Raw genomic sequence first — 17,699 nt, 5'->3', positions numbered from 1 at the left:
CATGTGGACCTATTACCCCGACCTTCTCGCCAAGCCCGTGCCCCGCTACACGAGCTATCCGACCGCTGCCGAATTCGACGGTATCGACCCCGGCCTCCACCGGCAGGCGCTGGGCCAGACTGATGGTGACATCTCTCTCTATATCCATATCCCGTTCTGCGAGAAAATCTGTTTCTACTGCGGCTGCAACACCGCAGCGGCAGGCCGCAAGCAGCGGCTGGAATCCTATCTCCGAGCCCTGCACACCGAAATCGGATTGGTCGCCTCTCAACTTTCGCAGACGGTGCGTGTTCGCCGGATCGCTTTTGGCGGCGGCAGCCCGAACGCGCTCCAGCCCGACCAATTCCACGGGCTGGTAGACAGTATCTTCTTCAACTTCGCCTGCCCCGATCCCACCATCTCGATCGAGCTCGATCCGCGCACAATGACGCAAGAATGGGCCGAGATGATAGGCCGGATCGGAATAGAACGCGCCAGCCTGGGAGTGCAGACATTCTCGGCGCATTGTCAGGAAGCGATCGGCCGTGTGCAAACGGAAGATTGCATCGTGCAATCCGTGGACTGGCTACGCGAAGCGGGCGTATCATCGCTCAATTTCGATCTGATGTATGGCTTGCCTGGCCAGTCGCTTGGGGATCTGGAAGACAGCTTACAGCGCACCCGTGTGCTGGGTGCCGACCGGGTGGCTCTGTTCGGCTACGCCCATGTCCCGCAGATCATTGCGAGGCAAAGAGCCATCGATGCCAGAGCGCTGCCTGGTCAGGAACAGCGTTTTGCGATGGCAGCGATGGGATACGCCTATTTCGTGACCCACGGCTTCGCCCCGATCGGCTTCGACCATTTTGCCAAGCCCGGCGGTGATCCGCTTGCCCAAGCGGCGATGGCGGGAACGCTTCGCCGGAATTTCCAGGGCTTCACCGACGATCAGAGCGAGGTTCTTGTCGGGCTCGGCGCGTCGTCGGTCAGCAGCTTTCCGCACCTCCTCGCCCAGAACGAAAAGAATAGCGGCCGCTATCGCATGCTGACTTCGCAGAACGCGCTTACTGCCAACCGCGGCATCTTGCGGTCCGCCGACGCGCGGTATCGGGGAGCTGTCATCGAACAATTGCTCTGCCATGGCCGCGCGCAGCTAGGGGCATGCCTGATGCGGGAAGCCCGCGCATCGCTATATCCATTTATCGACCGCGGACTTGCAGCCATCGACCGTCAATGGCTGACAATACTGCCCGATGGCCTACCCTATGCGCGCAGCATCGCTGCGATCTTCGATGTGCATCGTACTCCCGACAAGCGGCGCTTCAGTTCCGCCGTGTAGCGCGGAACGCTTGCAGGTGTTCACCGGTTGTGGCTAGGGCGGCAGCAGGCAATTTAAACAATCTGTTAGAGAAGTGAACATGGCCAAGAGCGGTGCATTGAATGGCAAGATGGTGGTGCTGATGGGCGGCACCGGCTTTCTGGGCAATTACGTGGCCCAAGCGCTGCTTTCGCGCGGGGCACGGCTGCGGATTTGCAGCCGCCATCCCGAAGCGGCGTTCAAGCTGAAGCCGCTAGCCAATCTGGGCCAGATGCAGTTCGTCCGCATGGACGCGACCGACAGGCAGAGCGTGGAACGGTGCATCGAGGGTGCGGACGCCGTCGTCAATCTTGTGGGCAGCTTCGAAGGGAATCTGAAAAAACTGATGGGCGTGGCGCCCGGATGGATGGCCGAAGCGGCGCAAAAGGCTGGTGCGGAGGCATTCGTCCACGTCAGCGCCATCGCGCAGATGCCCGATGAAGACACCGAAAACGAATATGCGAGCGCCAAGCATCTTGGCGAGCAACTGGTAAAAGAGGCTTATCCGAACGCGACGATCATCCGGCCTTCGATCATCTTCGGCAAGGACGACAATTTTCTCAACATGTTCGGAGAGCTTATTTCGAAGCTGCCGATCCTGCCGGTCTTCGGACCCGATTCCCAGCTGCAGATCGTCTATGTTGACGACGTGGCCGAAGCGATCGCACAGAGCCTCGAACAACCGGGCAAGCATGGCGGCATGGTCTATGAACTCGGCGGTCCCGAAAAGCTCACCATGATGGAGATCAATCAGCGCATTGCCGACGCCCAGCGCCGCAAGCGCACCTTCCTGCCGCTGCCCGATGGCGTTTCTGCCGCCTTCGCGGCGCTTCCGGGTACGCCCATGGGCAGCGACCAGTGGAATCTTCTCAAGGAAGGGAATGTCGCCGGAAGCAAGGCGCCCGGTTTCGAGAAATTCGGAATCGAACCCAAGCCGCTCGGGCTATTTCTGGACAAGTGGATGACACGCTTTCGCAAGCATGGCCGCTTTGCCGAACGCCTGAGCGCCTGAAGCCGCGCCACAGGCAATTCTGGAACGCCTATTCTCCGGAATAGGTGTCACCATAGACTGCATCGCGAAAATCGTGGTGTAGCTGATTGTCGAACGGCAGTTTCTGCGTCGCGAAGATCACGACCATATCCTGCCGCGGATCGACCCAGAACAGCATCGACGGCCAGCCGTCCCAGTAGAATTCGCCAACAGTGCCGCGGTTCTCCTCGGGTGTCGCGGGCGAAGCGGTTCGCACGAAAAAATCGAACCCGAAGCCGCCGCTTCCCTTGCCGACCAGCCATGACCGGTCTTCATCACTTATGCGGGGATCGAGATGATCGGTGGCCATCAGGCGGATGGTCGCAGGGTCAAGGATCCGCGCATCGCCAAGCGTGCCCTCGTTCAGCAGCATACGCGCAAAGCGCAGGTAATCGTCCACCGTTCCGACGAGGCCCGATCCGCCCATGGTCAGCGGATTGCCCTTGAAATTGTTCTGTAGCCAGATGTCCTCGGCCAGCGGTTCGAAACTGCCGTCCTCCACGGTATAAATCCGGGCAAGCCGCGCCAGATCCTCATCCGACCGTGCCCAGCGGGTGTCGTTCATTCCCAGCGGCTCGAAAATGGTCTCGCGCACATATTCGGCATGCGGCTTTCCCGAAAGTACTTCTACCAGCCGCGCCTGCACATCGACACCGGCGCTGTAATGCCAATGGGTTCCGGGATCGAAAAGCAGCGGGACCTGCGCCATCTTCTGTGAAAATTCGGCCAGCGTGTTGGCGGGATCCAGAGGCTGGAGATCTTCCCACACCCGGTCCGCAGCGTTCTGCGGGTCGCCATTCGCGCCATAGGTAAATCCTGCGGTGTGACGCAGGACATCCCGGATCGTGATGGGCCTGGTGGGCTTGCGGGTCATGGGCTTGCCGCCGGCGGTCTCGCCGGTCAGCACTTCGATCCCCTCGTATTCGGGCAAATGCCAGTAGAGCGGATCGTCCAGCCCGAATTTGCCATCTTCCCACAGCGTCATCAGCGCGACCCCGGTGACAGGCTTGGTCATGGAAAAGAACTGGACCAACGTGTCGCGGGCGAAGGGGCGGGACGCCTCGCGATCCGCCTCGCCAGCGGCGGTAAAGCACCGCTCCGAACCATCCTTCCACACCAGTGCGGATGCACCGGCGACACGCGCCTCTTCGGTTGCGGCTTCGAGGAAGGATGCGATCCGCTCGCAGTCAGGCTCGAACTCCTGCGCCCAGGATTGAGTGGGCAAGAACAGCGGGGCAACCGCCGCCATCACCAGCCAGAAACGGTTCATCAAAGGGCCTCCGCGTAAGTAGCCAGGAGCCGAGACCATGCGCGTTCTGCCGCTTCCCGGTCATAGGCGGGACTGTCGGGCACGCACCAGCCGTGGTCGGCAGGATAGACTTCGATCTCGGCTGCGGCACCAACAGCGCTGGCCGCATTGCGCAATGCGGTCTTCGCTTGCGGCTGTTCGGCATCGTCGTTCCGGGCGATGGCGATAAGGTAATGATCGTCCGCATCCAGCATGCGGTGCGGACTGTTTTCACCCTCACGCACTAGCCCGCCCCCATGGAAGCTGCAGGCTGCGCCGACATCGGGCGCGGCGGCCGCCGTCCAGATGGTGAAGGGGCCGCCCATGCAATAGCCCTGCGTGCCGATCCGCGCCGCCTTGTCTACGGCATTCTGGGACCGCAGCCATCCTGCTGCGGCGCGCCCGTCCATCTGGATCGCTTCCGCATCCAGCTTGCCGCGCCAGGGTTTCACGGTTTCGAAGCCCTTGTTCGCAGCGAAGGTGGCAAAATCGACGAACTGTTCACCGCTCACGTCGCGATAATAGGGATTGACCAGCAGCACCGCATAGCCACTCGCCGCAAGTCGGCGCGCCATCTGCCGCTTCGCTTCGCGAATGCCCGCGATGTCGGGCCAGAAGATCACTCCCGGGTGCGTACCCGTTTCGGGGTGAAAGAATTCTGCGTCCATTGTTCCGGCAGCTGTGCGAAAGCTTACCTTGCGGCCGACAACTGATGACCCGGCAGCCCCGCTCTCCATTCCCATCGGAGCGCAGGCTGCCGCTGCACCGGCTATCGCGCCTGCTCCAAAGGTCCGGCGATTGAGCGATTTTTTCGCCCAGCGGGCAAGCTGTTCCTGATCGCACATAAAGGTCTCTCCACTCCTCCGTCCGCTGCCGAACCTAGCAGTGCGCAGGCGCAGTGCAAGACGGCGTCAATTACGAAACACCACGGTTCGCTGACCGTTCAACAAAACGCGTTCCTCAAGATGCATGCGCACGGCTTCGGCCAGAACTCTGCTTTCGATGTCACGCCCCTTGCGCACCAGCTCTTCGGGGCTGTCTGCGTGGGTGATTGGTTCGGCGGCCTGATGAATGATCGGCCCCTCGTCGAGATCGGCGGTCACGTAATGGGCGCTTGCCCCGATCATCTTCACCCCGCGCTCGTAAGCCTGATGGTAGGGTTTGGCCCCCTTGAAGCCGGGCAGGAAGGAATGATGGATGTTGATGCAGCGACCGGCGAAATGGGCGGCCTGCTCGTCGGATAGAATCTGCATGTATCGGGCAAGAATGACGAGTTCTGCCCCGCAATTTTCGGCAAGCTCACGGACCTCTTTCTCCTGAGCCGACTTGGTCGCGGCCGTCACCGGCAGGTGATGGAAGGGAATATCGCCCAGATGGGTATGCTCGATCGCTTCATGCGGATGATTCGACACGATCGCAACTGGCACCATCGGCAAATCCCCGATCCGCCAGCGGTAGAGGAGGTCCGCCAGACAATGATCGAACTTGCTGACCATGATCAGCACGCGCCGGGGCCGATCGCGCAGACTAAGCTTCCATTCCATCCGCAGCTCTGCGGCGAGAGCGCAAAAATCTTCCCTCAGCTGTTCGCGCCCCGCCCCGCCCGGATCGAATTCGACCCGCATGAAGAAGGAGCCAGACGCGCGATCGTTGAATTGTTGCGCTTCGAGTATGTTGCCGCCCCGGTCGAAGAGGAATGAGGTGACGCGAGCGGTTATTCCGGGCCGGTCCGCGCAGGACAGACTGAGGACGAGGGGTTCATGCATGCCTGACTAATGCTTAGGCGATCCACGCCCTGGCAAGCGCGAAGGCCTTGGGCGGCGCCAATTTGGGATTGTCAGTCGCCCAGCTCGAAAACCACATTCTTCATGCCGGTTTCACGCAGCGCGCTTTCTATCACCGCGCGTTCCTCGTCGGTAAGTTCCCCATCGCACCGAACCACATGGGCGATGGGATCGCGCAACGAGAAGCCGCCCGTCGCCACGATCTGGCGGATGGCGCGAACCATCGTATCCTCCAGGAAACGGCCGTGGGCGACGAGCGAATCGTCGGTCGAAAAAGCATACTCCGCCCGCTGGTCTACGAATGTGTCGGTCGGCAGATGCGTCAGCTGCACCCGGTTGCGGTAGATCGCGACATCGAGATCGAGGCGGTGGATGAGCATGTCAGCGCCGCGTAAGGGCGTCCTCGCTCTGGGTCATGAGCTTGGCGATGATGTCCGCAGCGGGCTCTTCTTCCTTCACCATGCCAACCGACTGACCGGCCATCAGGCTGCCGTTTTCAACGTCGCCGTCGATGACCGCACGGCGCAGGGCGCCTGCCCAGTAATGTTCGATCTGAAGCTGCGCCTCTTCCATCGCGATTTCGTTGCGATCGAGTACTCCGGCAACTTCCCTCTGCTTTTGGGTGAATTCTTCGGTGCCCTTATTCTTTAAGGCACGCACCGGGATGACCGGAAGGCGGGCGTCTACCTGCACGCTGGCGACCGCATCGCGGGCATTGGCCCGGAAAAAGGCCTTCTTGAAGTTTTCATGCGCAATGCTTTCCTTTGCGCAGGCGAAACGCGTGCCCAGCTGCACGCCGGCAGCACCCATCTCGAGATAACCTGCCATCGCATTGCCCCGGCCAATTCCGCCGGCGACGAAGATGATGTGGTCTTGGCTCAGTTCAGGCAGCATCTCCTGCGCCAGCACGCTGGTGGATACGGGCCCGATATGGCCACCTGCTTCCATGCCTTCGATCACCAGCGCATCGGCGCCCGAACGCAGCAGCTTCTTGGCGAGCGCAAGTGTCGGCGCGAAGCAGATGACCTTGGCCGGATTCTGCCCACCCTTGATCGCTTCGACGCTACCCTTGGGCGGAATGCCACCAGCCAGCACGACATGGCTCACGCCAGCCTTGTCGCAGACCTCGATGAGATCAAAGAGCTGGGGGTGCATGGTGATGAGGTTCACGCCGAAGGGCTTGTCGGTCAGCTCCTGCGTCGCGGCAATTTCGGTTTCGAGCTGTTCGGGAGTCATCGCGCCGCATGCAATCACGCCGAAACCACCAGCGTTGGAGATCGCGGAAACCAGATGGCGTTCGGACACCCAGCTCATAGCCCCGCACAAAATTGCGTAGCGCGAGCCGAGAAAGGCGGAGCCGCGTTCCATGAGGCGGTCGGTCTTGGAAAAATCGTTCATCACGAGCGGGTATCTCGCAGTTAGCCGCGCCGCAAGCGCCGCGATCAGATCTGAAATCGAATTTGTCTATGCACGCAACTTTTTTCAGATAGCTGTCGCGTCACATGCCAGCCCTGCTGCCCGATTCGCTCGCCGCTTTTCACCCGCATATCGGGTTGGCGCTTCTCATAATTCTGTTCATAGGCTTCGTGCTGGAACGTCTGCCACCTGTGGTTCTGGCGGCGGCAGGCGGGTTGACGATGTTCGTACTGGGCTTCCTCACGACCGAGGAATTGCTCGGCGTCTTTTCCAATTCGGCGCCGATCACCATTGCCGCCATGTTCGTCCTGTCGGGCGCGCTGCTGAGAACCGGCACGCTCGAAGAGGTATCGGGATGGATTATTCGCCGCACCCGCCGCAAACCGCGCCGCGCCGTGGCCGAGATCGGCTTCGGAACGCTGGCGGCTTCTGCGTTCATGAACAACACGCCCGTCGTGCTGGTGATGATCCCAATCGTCAAACGATTGTCGAAAGCGCTCGGCGTAGCTGCCACGCGGCTGCTGATCCCGCTGTCCTATTTGACCATCCTCGGCGGTACTCTGACCCTGATCGGGACGTCGACAAACCTGCTCGTCGACGGCGTGGCGCAGGAACAGGGGCTGGCGCCTTTCGGCATGTTCGAAATCACCACGGTCGGTTTCGCCGCAGCCGGGACCGGGGCGCTTTTCCTGGCGCTCTTCGGCTCCAGGCTGCTCCCCGACCGCCCGGCCCGCGCGCTGGATGAAGACGAGACCGAAAGCGATGCCTATCTTTCCCATCTCGTGGTCATGCAGGGCAGCGCCCTTATCGGGCAGAAGGTCGGCCGTATTCCGCTCGCCCGGCGGCCCGGGGTGAAAATTCTCGGCGTCAAACGCGGCGGGACCATCGCCAGAAACGATATCTTCAAACACGAATTGTCCGCGGGCGATCAGTTGGTGGTTACCGCCAGTCCGGCAGAACTCGCCTCGCTGGCCGAAGCTTTCGATTTTCGCACCGGCCTCACGGGTGTGGGCGGCGGCGTGTCCACTGCCGGGCCTGACCGTCCACGCGATCTCGCCCTGGTGGAAGCGGTCGTCTCGTCCTCGCATCCGATCATCGGTCGCCGTCTCGCCGACATTCCCATGCTGTCCAAGCTGAAGGTTCGCGTGCTCGGACTGTCGCGCCCACGCCATATCGCCGGGCCTGAACTCGCGGAAGTCCGCGTGCGCGCGGGCGACCGCCTTCTTATCGCCGGGGGCGCTGACGCGGCACAGGCGCTGAGCGGCAATGTCGGTCTCGGCACGGTGAGCGAGGCTCCGACCCGCGCCTTTCGCCGCAAGCGCGCCCCGATCGCGATCGCCACCCTGATCGGCGTGGTCGTGCTTGCCGCCGTCTTCGATCTACCCATTCAGGCGCTGGCGCTTCTGGGGGCAGGCGTCGTCCTGCTGACCCGCTGCCTCGAACCCGAGGAAGCCTGGAGCGCTATCGACGGCAATACGCTGGTTCTCATCTTCGGCATGCTGGCCTTTGGAGTCGGCCTCGAAAACGCCGGTACGGTCGAACTTATCGTGAGCTGGGCCCGCCCCTTCTTCGCTTCCGCGACACCGCTGATGATGCTCCTTGCGGTCTATGCTCTGGCCAGCGTGCTTACCGAAAGCGTGACCAACAATGCCGTCGCCGTGATCCTGACGCCGATAGCCATCGGGCTGGCACAAGTCACCGGGGCCGATCCGCGCGAAATGGTGGTTGCCGTGATGTTCGGCGCCAGCGCCAGCTTCGCCACGCCGATCGGCTACCAGACCAACACACTCGTTTACGGAGCAGCCAATTACCGGTTTGCGGATTTCCTCAAGATCGGCGTGCCCATGAACATCGTCGTAGGCATCGCCACCTGCATCGCGATCGACACCTATTTCGGCTGAGGGTCGTAGGAGATCATCACCTTGTGCGCAGCGTCATGCGCCTTGCGCCTCGCCTCCTCGACCGTCCCGGCGGCGGCCAGCGCCACGCCCATCCGGCGATAGGGGCGGCTGTCCGGCTTGGCGAAGATCCTGAGGTCGGTGCCCGGCTCTCCAAGCGCTTCGGCAAGCCCCGAATAGGCCAGGCGATCGCTGTCGCGTTCGGCGAGGATCACAGCGCTGGCGGAAGGCCGCGCCCGCAAATCGGCAGGAATCGGCAGGCCCATGATCGCGCGGGCGTGCAGGTCGAATTCGGTCAGGTTCTGGCTGATCAGCGTCACCATTCCGGTATCATGCGGCCGGGGTGACAGCTCGGAGAAGATGACCTCGTCGCCCTTCACGAAAAACTCCACGCCGAACAGCCCGAAGCCGCCCAGATCGTCGACGACCTTCTTCGCCATCTCCTGCGCTTTCAGGATAGCTGCGTCGGACATCGGGGTCGGCTGCCAGCTCTCCTGATAATCGCCCCGTTCCTGCCGGTGGCCGATCGGCGGACAGAAGGTGATCCCGCCCGCATGGCGCACCGTCAGCAAGGTGATCTCGTAATCGAAATCGACGAATTGCTCGACGATAACCCGCTGGCGATCCCCGCGCATATTGGCGCAGGCGTAATCCCACGCTTCCTCCAGCCGGGTCTCATCGCGAACCATGCTCTGCCCCTTGCCGGACGAAGACATGACCGGCTTGATAACGCAGGGAAACCCGGTGTGGGCTGCGGCCGCCTGCACTTCTTCCAGGTTCTTGGCATAGCGATATTTGGACGTGACCAGCCCCAGATCCTGGGCGGCCAGATCGCGAATGGCATCGCGGTTCATGGTGAGCTGGGCCGCGCGCGCCGACGGCACTACGGTAAAGCCCTCGTCCTCCAGCTCCATCAGGACCGATGTGCGAATCGCCTCGATTTCCGGGACGATATAGTCGGGCCGATGCTTCTCGACCGCGGCGCGAAGCTTTTCGCCATCGAGCATGGAAAACACTTCCCGCTCGTCGGCCAGCTGCATGGCCGGGGCGTTCTCATACGCATCGCAGGCCACCACCCACGCACCCAAGCGCTTGGCGGATATAACGAATTCGCGCCCGAGCTCGCCTGATCCCAACAAAAGAATACGTGCGGTATAGCTCATCGACTGTCTTCCTCGTCCTCCCAGAACGGCAGCGATTGCAGACGCAGGCGCTCATGCCAAGCCGTTTCACCCTAGCGGGCAAAAGGTAATCTGTTACGGCGCGCCAAACCAGCCTTTGGAAACGCTGAAATGTGGCAAGACCTTATCCGCGACGAGGAAGCCCGCCTCGCCGCACTCCATCGACTCGATGTACTCGACACGGCCCCTGAGAAGCCCTTCGAGCGGATCGTGCAGCTCGTGCGAAAAATGATCGGCGTGCCGATGGCCACCGTGACCCTTGTCGACAGGGATCGCCAGTGGTTCAAGGCGCGCCTCGGTCTCTCCTACACCGAAACGCCGCGTGACGATTCGATATGCACGCACACCATCTCCAACCTCAGCCCGCTGGTCATCCCCGACCTCGCTGAAGATCCCCGCTTCGCCGATCTTCCCTGTGTGAATGGGCCGGAACCCATCCAAGCCTATCTCGGCATTCCCCTCGTCAGCTCCGATCGCCACGCTCTCGGCGCTCTGTGCGCGATGGACCGGACGCCGCGCGAATTTACCGGTGAACAGATCGAAATTCTCAGCGAGTTCGCTCTCCTTGTCGTGGACTGGCTCGAGATGCGGCGGATGGCGCAGACCGACTTCCTCACAGGCGCCATGGCAAGACGGACATTCCTCGACCAGATCGAGCGGGAAATCGCGCGTTGCCGCAGCAGCGGTAGCCCGGCCGTCCTCGCGATCTTCGATATCGACCATTTCAAGGCGATCAACGACACTCATGGTCATCCCGTCGGCGACAGGGTCCTCAAGGGCCTCGTCCGCATATGTCAGGATGAGCTGCGGGACTGGGACGTGCTGGCCAGAATCGGAGGCGAAGAATTCGCCATCCTCCTGCCCGATACGGACGGCGCGTCAGGCATGCAGCTGGTCGAGAAGCTCTGCCGGACAATCGAGCAGACCACGATTGGCGACACCGGCCTCAATGTGACGGCCAGCTTCGGCATTTCGGCTTACGAGACGGGGATCACCAGTCCCGACGAGTGGACCGCAAGGGCCGATGGTGCGCTTTACCGGGCCAAGAAGGACGGTCGCAACCGCTGCCACATAGCCCGGCTCTGAAAAGCCTCAGGCAGCCTCGTCTACCGCATCGAGCCCATAGGCCGTGTGCAGGACGCGCACCGCCAGTTCGGTTTCGTCCTCGTCGATCATCACGCTGACCTTAATTTCAGACGTTGTGATCGCCTGGATGTTGATCCCGCGATCGGCGAGCGATTTGAACATTGTCGCCGCGACACCGGCGTGGCTCTTCATGCCGACACCGACGACGGAAATCTTGGCGATCTTGCTGTCGGTGATCAGCCGGTTGTAACCGATGTCGTCGCGCTTGTCCTCGAGCAGGGCCTGCGCCCGCGCAAGGTCGGTCTGGGGCACTGTGAAGGTCACGTCGGTCTCGCCCTTGTCGCGGCCGACGTTCTGGATGATCATGTCGACATTGATGCTGGCCTGGGCCAGCGGTTCGAAGATGTGGGCCACCGCGCCCGGCTTGTCGGGCACGCGGGTGAGGATGACCTTGGCTTCGTTCTTGTCGTGCGCAATGCCGGTTACGTGCTGGCGTTCCACTTCGCCCTTCTCCACCAATTCGAGCATTTCTTCTTCCGAGACGATCATCGTCCCCGGAAGTTCGTCTGCGGGGACGGCATCGTCGCCCACGAAGCTGGAAAGGACCTGCACGCGCACGCCCTCTTTCATGGCGAGGCCGACGCTGCGGGTCTGCAGAACCTTGGCCCCGACGCTCGCCAGTTCGAGCATTTCCTCGTAAGTCACCGCCTTCAGCTTGCGCGCCTTGGCGACGATGCGCGGGTCGGTCGTGTAGACCCCGTCCACATCGGTATAGATGTCGCAGCGGTCGGCCTTGACCGCGGCCGCCACGGCCACTGCCGACGTATCCGAACCGCCGCGCCCCAGCGTGGTGATGCGGCCATCGTCCGACAATCCTTGGAACCCCGGAATCACAGCAATCTCGCCCGCCGCCATGGAGGCGGTCAGCGCATCGGCATCGATATCCGAAATGCGCGCCTTGGCATGGGCTTCGATCGTGCGCACCGGCAGCTGCCAGCCGAGCCAGCTGCGCGCCTTGCAGCCGACCGACTGCAGCGTGAGCGCGAGCAGGCCTGACGTGACCTGTTCGCCGCTTGCCACCACAACATCGTATTCGGCAGGATCGTAAAGCGCGTTCGCCTCGCGGCAGAAATTGACCAGGCGATCGGTCTCGCCCGCCATGGCGCTGACCACGACGGCAACCTCGTTACCGCCCGCCTGCTGCTTGCGCACGATATTCGCCACACGCCTGATGCGTTCCGTCCCCGCCATGGAGGTGCCGCCGAATTTCATCACGATACGGGCCAAGCGAGGAATTCTCCGTGCTGGAATGGTTCGAACGAGGCTGCTAGCCATGCGACATGAGCGATGCAACCACGAGCCGTCCAAGCAATACTTCAGCGGGTCAAACGATCCGCCCGGATGAGGCCGCCCATTTCGGCAAGCTGGCCAAGGATTGGTGGGATCCCAAGGGATCGTCCGCCATGCTCCACAAGCTCAACCCCGTGCGCCTGGCGTTCATTCGCGAAGCCATCGATCTGCACTGGGCGGGCGACATTCGCGATCCGAAGCCGCTGGCAGGCAAGAGCGCGCTCGACGTCGGCTGCGGCGCAGGGTTGCTGTGCGAACCGCTGGCGCGGCTCGGTGCGGATGTGACCGGCGTCGATGCAGCGCCTGAAAACACGGCTGCCGCTGCGGTTCATGCCGATCGCTCGGGCCTCGACATCCGCTATATGGCGGGCGAACTGGCGGCGCAGGACATCGGCACTTTCGATCTGGTCACCGCGATGGAGGTGATCGAGCATGTGGCCGACAAGCAGTCCTTTGCCCGCGAAATCGCCGCGCGTCTGGCGCCCGGGGGGCTGATGGTGCTGTCCACGCCCAACCGGACCCTGCGCTCGCGCACGCTGATGATCGGCGCAGCGGAAGGCTTCGGCCTGATCCCGCGTGGCACGCATCACTGGGACGATTTCATTACGCCGGAAGAACTGGCTGACATTCTGGCAGAGGCCGGTCTCTCCACGGGCGATCCCAAGGGCATCGCCTTTTCGCCGATGAAGGGCCTTCACCTCTCGGACGACCTGTCACTCAACTACATCGTCACCGCGCGCCGCCCAGCTTGATCGCTAGCCTGCCTGATCGCAGGCCTGCCTATTCATTAGCCTGATCCTCTTCGGGAACCTCGTCACCGGGGCGGAAATAGAGCTGCGCGCACTCCTGTGCCAGCACGCCGCCGACCAGTTCCAGATCGTCCTTGTAGGCATCGGCCACGTAATCGAGCGTGGAGAGATGGCGGTCCTCGAAATACATTTCATGCACATCGTCGCGCCCCGCGGCATAAACGATGCGGCTGACGCCGGCCCAGATGCTGGCAAAGGTACACATGCCGCAGGGCTGGAGCGTGGAATAAAGCGTGGCGCCCTCGATGCGCATGTCCCCATGCGCCTGCCCGCCGCTTCGCAAAGTCACGATTTCGGCATGGGCGGTCGCATCGCAGCATTCTTCGGTGCGGTTGACGCCGCGTGCCACTTCCTTGCCATCGAGCACCAGAAGCGCGGCGATCGGCGTATTGGCGGGATCGCTGCCCTTTTCGGCCACCGCATGATCATGCGCCTGGCGCATCCAGTGTTCGTCTTCGTGTCGCATGCCCCAACAACGAAGGCGGGCAGCTTCCTTTCCCGCCTCAGTTCGCGCCGGAAAGCGCTGCGTTGACCGGCCCTGGATCATCGGTGAACACCCCGTCGACCCCCTGTGCGGAGAGCAGGGCGACCAGCCCCGCCACATCGCCGCGCGCGCCATCGCCGCCGCTACGGCGCAGGCTTGACGGAAGGAACGCGTTTTCCTTGCGCAGCGTCCAGACGTGGACCTGCAAACCGGCAGCCTTGGCGTCTGCGACCAGCGTAGTCGGCGAACCGTCGGGTCCGGCAAGAAGGCGCATGTCCACTCCGATGGCATCGGCATAGGTCGCGATTTCGGCGAGACCGGCCGGGGCCATCATGTCTTCATAGCTAAAGGCGGGTTCGTCGGCAGGGCCCGCGCCGGTGACGGCCAATTGCACCAGCTTCACATCGATGAGCTGGTCCAGCCGCCGGAGCGGGCCGACTTCAAAGCTCTGCACGAAGATCGCGTCGTCGGCATCGTCGAGATCGGCCTCGCGCAGCGCAGTCACCAGCAGGTCGACGCTGTCGATGCCCGATTCCTGCAACAGGAAAGTCGGGTGCTTCAATTCGGGATAAAGGCCGATGGTACGCCCCGTCTCGGCCTCCTTGGCGCGGACCAGCTGCACGATCTCGGCAAAGGTCGGCACCGGATAGAGCCCGTCGAAGCTCGCATTGGCCGGGCGCAGGCCGGGCAGGCGTTCCGTGGCGCGCAGGCTGCGCAGTTCGGCCAGCGTGAAATCTTCCGCGAACCAGCCCGAAATCTGGCGGCCGTCGATCGTCTTGGTGCGCTTGCGATCGGCGAATTCCTCTCGCGCGGCGACGTCTGTCGTGTCGGACAGCTCGTTCTCATGGCGCGAGACGAGGACGAGATCCTTGGTCACCACCAGATCGGGCTCGATGTAATCCGCCCCCTGGTCGATCGCGCGCTCGTAAGCCGCCAGCGTGTGTTCGGGCCGCTCCCCGCTCGCACCGCGGTGAGCGATCACCAGCATGTCTTCGGCCTGCACCGTGGGCGCTGCCGCCAGCGCCAGCAGGGGTAGCAGCAATGAGGGGAGCATACGGGCTAATTGCGGGACCATATTCACAAGCCTTCTTCCTTGGGACGGCATCTGTTCAGTGGGCGACGCAGGGGGCCTAGGCCAGCGCCTGCGCCCACTCATCCTCCGTAAAACCGACCATGATGCCGCCGTCATATTCGACGACGGGGCGTTTGATCAGGCTTGGATGTTGCACCATCAAGTCTATCGCCTTCGCGCGGTCGATATCTTCCTTGTCCGCATTGGGCAGTTTGCGGAACGTCGTGCCGCGCTTGTTCAGCAGGGCTTCGACGCCCACCGCATCGCTCCACGAGGCAAGCCGGCCCGCATCCGCGCCTTCCTTCTTGTAATCGTGAAAGGCGTAGTCGGCGCCCTGCGCATCCAGCCAGCGCCGCGCCTTCTTGACGGTGTCGCAATTGGGGATGCCGTAAAGCTGGATGGTCATGATGCAATCCTACAGGATGGAGCAGATGGAGCACGGTCCAGACGCAACAAACGCCGGGGGATGAAACGGACCTTTTTCGCCGGTTTGTGAAGGTGAAAGAGGTCCGATGCGCAAGGGTTAGCGCGGCAGCGGCGTGTAGGAAAGATGCGCATCGGCAATCGCCACGGCCAGCGCATCGGCGGCGTCGGCACCCGCGATTACCGCGCCGGGCAGCAACACTTTCAGCATGGCCTGGACCTGCGCCTTGTCCGCCGCGCCGGTGCCGACCACGGCTTTCTTCACCAGCCGCGCCGCATGTTCGTTGACCGGCAGTCCGGCCGCGCCGCAGGCCGCCAGCACGGCGCCGCGGGCCTGGGCGAGCTTGAGCGTCGACTGCGGGTTCTTGTTGACGAAGACTTCCTCTGCCGCCGCACGCAAAGGCCGGTGCGCCGCGATGACTTCGGCCAGCGCCGCCTGCAGCATCGCCAGCCGCTCTGCCATGGGCGCTTTGGCCGGGGTCGGCACCTGCCCGTTAGCGATATGCGCGAGGCGCGAGCCTTCGGCCCGGATGACGCCCCAGCCGGTGCAGCTGAGCGAGGGGTCGAGACCGAGGATGATCACCGGCCGGTGGCGCCTGGCAGGTCGGCGGCGGTCACAACCCGATCCGGAAGCCGAAGCGCCACAGCATCGCGAGCAGCAAGGCGCCGCCCAGAAGGATCAGGATCGCCGCCTCGCGCCATTTCACCGGCCCGCGGACCTCAGGCCGAAACCTTGTCCATCACCTCGTCGGAGATCTCGTAATTGCCCCACACGGTCTGGACATCGTCATCGTCTTCCAGCGCGTCGATCAGCTTGATCAGCGTGCCGGCGGTCTTTTCGTCCATGTCGACGGTGAGATTGGGCTTCCACGCCAGCTTGACCGTTTCTGCCTCGCCCAGCGATTTTTCCAGCTCGGTCGCAACGCCGTGAAGATCGTCGGCGGCGGTCCAGATGGTGTGGCCATCCTCGCTGCTTTCGATGTCTTCCGCACCCGCTTCCATCGCGGCTTCGAGGACCTTTTCCTCGTCACCCGCGCTGGCCGGATATTCGATCAGGCCGAGCCGTTCGAAGCCGTGCTGCACGCTGCCTTCGGTGCCGAGATTGCCGCCGTTCTTCGAAAAGGCGGTGCGCACGGCGGTGGCGGTGCGGTTGCGGTTGTCGGTCAGCGCTTCGACGATGATCGCGCTGCCGCCCGGGCCATAGCCTTCATAGCGCACTTCTTCGTAATTCTCGCCATCGGCTGCCGAAGCCTTGTCGATCGCGCGCTGGATATTGTCCTTGGGCATCGACTGGCTCTTGGCGGCATTGACCGCCAGGCGCAGGCGCGGGTTCATGTCCGGATCGGGCATGCCCATCTTCGCGGCCACGGTGATTTCGCGGCTCAGCTTGGAAAAGAGATTGGATCGCTTTTTGTCCTGCGCACCCTTGCGGTGCATAATGTTCTTGAACTTGGAATGGCCTGCCATGAGTCTCGCTTGCCGCTGGTTGTTTGGAATCGCGGCGACCCTTAGCCCCTTCGCGCCCCTGCCGACAAGTCTCGCGCGATGTACATCATTTGTGAATCGGCATATTCAAAGGGCGTTAATGGCGCGCCCTCTAGAAGCGTGATCATTCGCTGGCAGAATGCCTTGGGGAAATGGCACGCAGCGACACATGAAAACTATTCGTGTATCGAGGGGATGCGTGCAGCAATCCGGACATGCGCGATCTGAAAGGACCCAAGCTATGACTACCCGTAACAAGGGTTGGGGGCGCACCTTGAAGCTGGCCTCCATTCCCATGATCCTCGCAGGCCTGTCTGCCTGCGCGACCGGTTTCAACGCCGATGTCTCGCGCTTCCAGACCCAGTTGCCCGCCCCGCAGGGCGAAAGCTTTGCCGTGGTGGCCGACGACCCGGCGCTGGCCGGCGGTCTCGAATTCGCGCAATATGCCGATCTGGTCGAAGCCCAAATGGCGCGCCTCGGCTATGCCCAGGCTGCTTCGCCCGAAGACGCCACCTTGCTCGTTCGCTTCGATTACGGCGTCGACAACGGCCGCGAGCGGATCCGCTCGACCGGCTTCAGCGATCCGTTCTACTCTCCGTGGTACGGCTATCGCTCCAGCTTCGGTTACCGCTCGCCGTTCTATCGTCCCCGCTACTACCGCACCCGTGACGGGCGCCTGATCCGCTCGGGTTATGCCGGCGGCCGCTGGGGCTACGGCTTTTACGATCCGTGGTTCGGCGGGCCGGAAGTGACGAGCTACACGGTCTATACCAGCGGCATCGACATGAAGATCGACCGTCAGGCTACCGGCGAACGGCTGTTCGAGGGCAAGGCCCAGGCACTCTCGCGCTCCGACCGGCTCGGCTACCTGGTACCCAATCTGGTCGAAGCGATGTTCACCGACTTCCCCGGGCGTTCGGGCGAAACGGTCCGCATCACGGTCAAGCCGGAAGACGAGAATTCGATCCGCCGGCTCGACTGATAACTCCTCCCAAGGACGGGAAATTACGAAGGGCGGCCTTGATCGGGCCGCCCTTTTTCGTGCCCGCACATGTTTCGC

Annotated in this window: 18 protein-coding genes; 6 read left to right on the top strand and 12 right to left on the bottom strand. The window is 62.7% G+C overall.

What is annotated here, in order from left to right; genetic code table 11:
* Nucleotide 1: 1 nt before the first annotated feature.
* Nucleotides 2-1,315, top strand: a complete 1,314-nt coding sequence (locus tag K3175_RS06630; protein WP_221543151.1) for a radical SAM protein — start codon at nucleotides 2-4, stop codon at nucleotides 1,313-1,315.
* Nucleotides 1,316-1,394: 79 nt separating this feature from the next.
* Nucleotides 1,395-2,345 carry a complex I NDUFA9 subunit family protein gene (locus tag K3175_RS06625; protein WP_221542594.1) on the top strand — a complete coding sequence of 317 codons (951 nt, stop codon included), beginning with the start codon at nucleotides 1,395-1,397 and terminating at the stop codon, nucleotides 2,343-2,345.
* Between the two features lie 28 nt (nucleotides 2,346-2,373).
* Here the strand turns inward: K3175_RS06625 and K3175_RS06620 are convergent, their stop codons facing one another.
* The 5 genes from K3175_RS06620 to K3175_RS06600 all read right to left on the bottom strand — a co-directional run bounded on the left by K3175_RS06620 (nucleotide 2,374) and on the right by K3175_RS06600 (nucleotide 6,833).
* On the bottom strand, nucleotides 2,374-3,633 hold the full coding sequence (locus tag K3175_RS06620) for a serine hydrolase domain-containing protein (protein WP_247710764.1): 1,260 nt from the start codon (nucleotides 3,631-3,633) through the stop codon (nucleotides 2,374-2,376).
* Nucleotides 3,633-4,496: a dienelactone hydrolase family protein gene (locus K3175_RS06615; RefSeq protein ID WP_221542593.1), complete on the bottom strand. Its 864-nt coding sequence runs from the start codon at nucleotides 4,494-4,496 to the stop codon at nucleotides 3,633-3,635. Before K3175_RS06615 ends, K3175_RS06620 begins: the two co-directional genes overlap by 1 nt.
* 66 nt (nucleotides 4,497-4,562) lie before the next feature.
* Complete coding sequence (gene purU / locus K3175_RS06610; RefSeq protein ID WP_221542592.1) at nucleotides 4,563-5,417, bottom strand: formyltetrahydrofolate deformylase; 855 nt, start codon at nucleotides 5,415-5,417, stop codon at nucleotides 4,563-4,565.
* Between the two features lie 71 nt (nucleotides 5,418-5,488).
* A complete protein-coding gene (locus K3175_RS06605) occupies nucleotides 5,489-5,815 on the bottom strand; it encodes a hypothetical protein (protein WP_221542591.1) in 327 nt (108 codons plus the stop codon).
* 1 nt (nucleotide 5,816) lies between these two features.
* Nucleotides 5,817-6,833 (bottom strand): NAD(P)H-dependent flavin oxidoreductase, encoded by a 1,017-nt coding sequence (locus K3175_RS06600; RefSeq protein WP_221542590.1) that lies wholly within the window; start codon nucleotides 6,831-6,833, stop codon nucleotides 5,817-5,819.
* Nucleotides 6,834-6,937: 104 nt separating this feature from the next.
* Between K3175_RS06600 and K3175_RS06595 the strand changes: the two genes are divergently transcribed.
* The gene (locus tag K3175_RS06595; RefSeq protein WP_221542589.1) at nucleotides 6,938-8,752 is read left to right on the top strand and encodes an SLC13 family permease; all 1,815 of its coding nucleotides are present in this window, start codon (nucleotides 6,938-6,940) and stop codon (nucleotides 8,750-8,752) included.
* Here K3175_RS06595 and purT read toward each other — a convergent pair.
* Entirely contained in the window at nucleotides 8,740-9,912 is a 1,173-nt protein-coding gene (purT, locus tag K3175_RS06590; RefSeq protein WP_221542588.1) for a formate-dependent phosphoribosylglycinamide formyltransferase, read from the bottom strand. The genes K3175_RS06595 and purT overlap by 13 nt on opposite strands.
* Before the next feature lie 129 nt (nucleotides 9,913-10,041).
* Between purT and K3175_RS06585 the strand changes: the two genes are divergently transcribed.
* Nucleotides 10,042-11,016, top strand: a complete 975-nt coding sequence (locus K3175_RS06585; protein WP_221542587.1) for a sensor domain-containing diguanylate cyclase — start codon at nucleotides 10,042-10,044, stop codon at nucleotides 11,014-11,016.
* Between the two features lie 6 nt (nucleotides 11,017-11,022).
* Here K3175_RS06585 and K3175_RS06580 read toward each other — a convergent pair whose 3' ends face one another.
* Nucleotides 11,023-12,303, bottom strand: a complete 1,281-nt coding sequence (locus K3175_RS06580; RefSeq protein ID WP_224812467.1) for an aspartate kinase — start codon at nucleotides 12,301-12,303, stop codon at nucleotides 11,023-11,025.
* 53 nt (nucleotides 12,304-12,356) lie between these two features.
* Here K3175_RS06580 and ubiG point away from each other — a divergent pair, with 53 nt between their 5' ends.
* Nucleotides 12,357-13,118 (top strand): bifunctional 2-polyprenyl-6-hydroxyphenol methylase/3-demethylubiquinol 3-O-methyltransferase UbiG, encoded by a 762-nt coding sequence (gene ubiG / locus K3175_RS06575; RefSeq protein ID WP_221542586.1) that lies wholly within the window; start codon nucleotides 12,357-12,359, stop codon nucleotides 13,116-13,118.
* A gap of 28 nt (nucleotides 13,119-13,146) precedes the next feature.
* On the opposite strand, the gene K3175_RS06570 is transcribed toward ubiG, so the two are convergent.
* The 5 genes from K3175_RS06570 to K3175_RS06550 all read right to left on the bottom strand — a co-directional run bounded on the left by K3175_RS06570 (nucleotide 13,147) and on the right by K3175_RS06550 (nucleotide 16,621).
* Nucleotides 13,147-13,641, bottom strand: a complete 495-nt coding sequence (locus tag K3175_RS06570) for a nucleoside deaminase (RefSeq protein ID WP_221542585.1) — start codon at nucleotides 13,639-13,641, stop codon at nucleotides 13,147-13,149.
* A gap of 37 nt (nucleotides 13,642-13,678) precedes the next feature.
* A complete protein-coding gene (locus tag K3175_RS06565; protein ID WP_247710763.1) occupies nucleotides 13,679-14,734 on the bottom strand; it encodes a glycerophosphodiester phosphodiesterase family protein in 1,056 nt (351 codons plus the stop codon).
* Nucleotides 14,735-14,789: 55 nt separating this feature from the next.
* On the bottom strand, nucleotides 14,790-15,137 hold the full coding sequence (locus tag K3175_RS06560) for an ArsC family reductase (protein WP_221542584.1): 348 nt from the start codon (nucleotides 15,135-15,137) through the stop codon (nucleotides 14,790-14,792).
* Nucleotides 15,138-15,254: 117 nt separating this feature from the next.
* A complete protein-coding gene (ruvC, locus tag K3175_RS06555; protein WP_221542583.1) occupies nucleotides 15,255-15,737 on the bottom strand; it encodes a crossover junction endodeoxyribonuclease RuvC in 483 nt (160 codons plus the stop codon).
* A gap of 137 nt (nucleotides 15,738-15,874) precedes the next feature.
* Nucleotides 15,875-16,621: a YebC/PmpR family DNA-binding transcriptional regulator gene (locus K3175_RS06550; RefSeq protein ID WP_221542582.1), complete on the bottom strand. Its 747-nt coding sequence runs from the start codon at nucleotides 16,619-16,621 to the stop codon at nucleotides 15,875-15,877.
* A gap of 259 nt (nucleotides 16,622-16,880) precedes the next feature.
* On the opposite strand from K3175_RS06550, the gene K3175_RS06545 reads away from it, so the two are divergent.
* Entirely contained in the window at nucleotides 16,881-17,621 is a 741-nt protein-coding gene (locus K3175_RS06545) for a DUF4136 domain-containing protein (protein WP_224812473.1), read from the top strand.
* The last annotated feature ends 78 nt before the right edge of the window (nucleotides 17,622-17,699 follow it).

This window comes from Qipengyuania aestuarii, from assembly GCF_019711535.1.
Classification (GTDB): Bacteria; Pseudomonadota; Alphaproteobacteria; order Sphingomonadales; family Sphingomonadaceae; genus Qipengyuania; species Qipengyuania aestuarii.
Note: the sequence above shows the minus strand (reverse complement) of the source record. Positions and strands in the feature narration are given on the sequence as shown.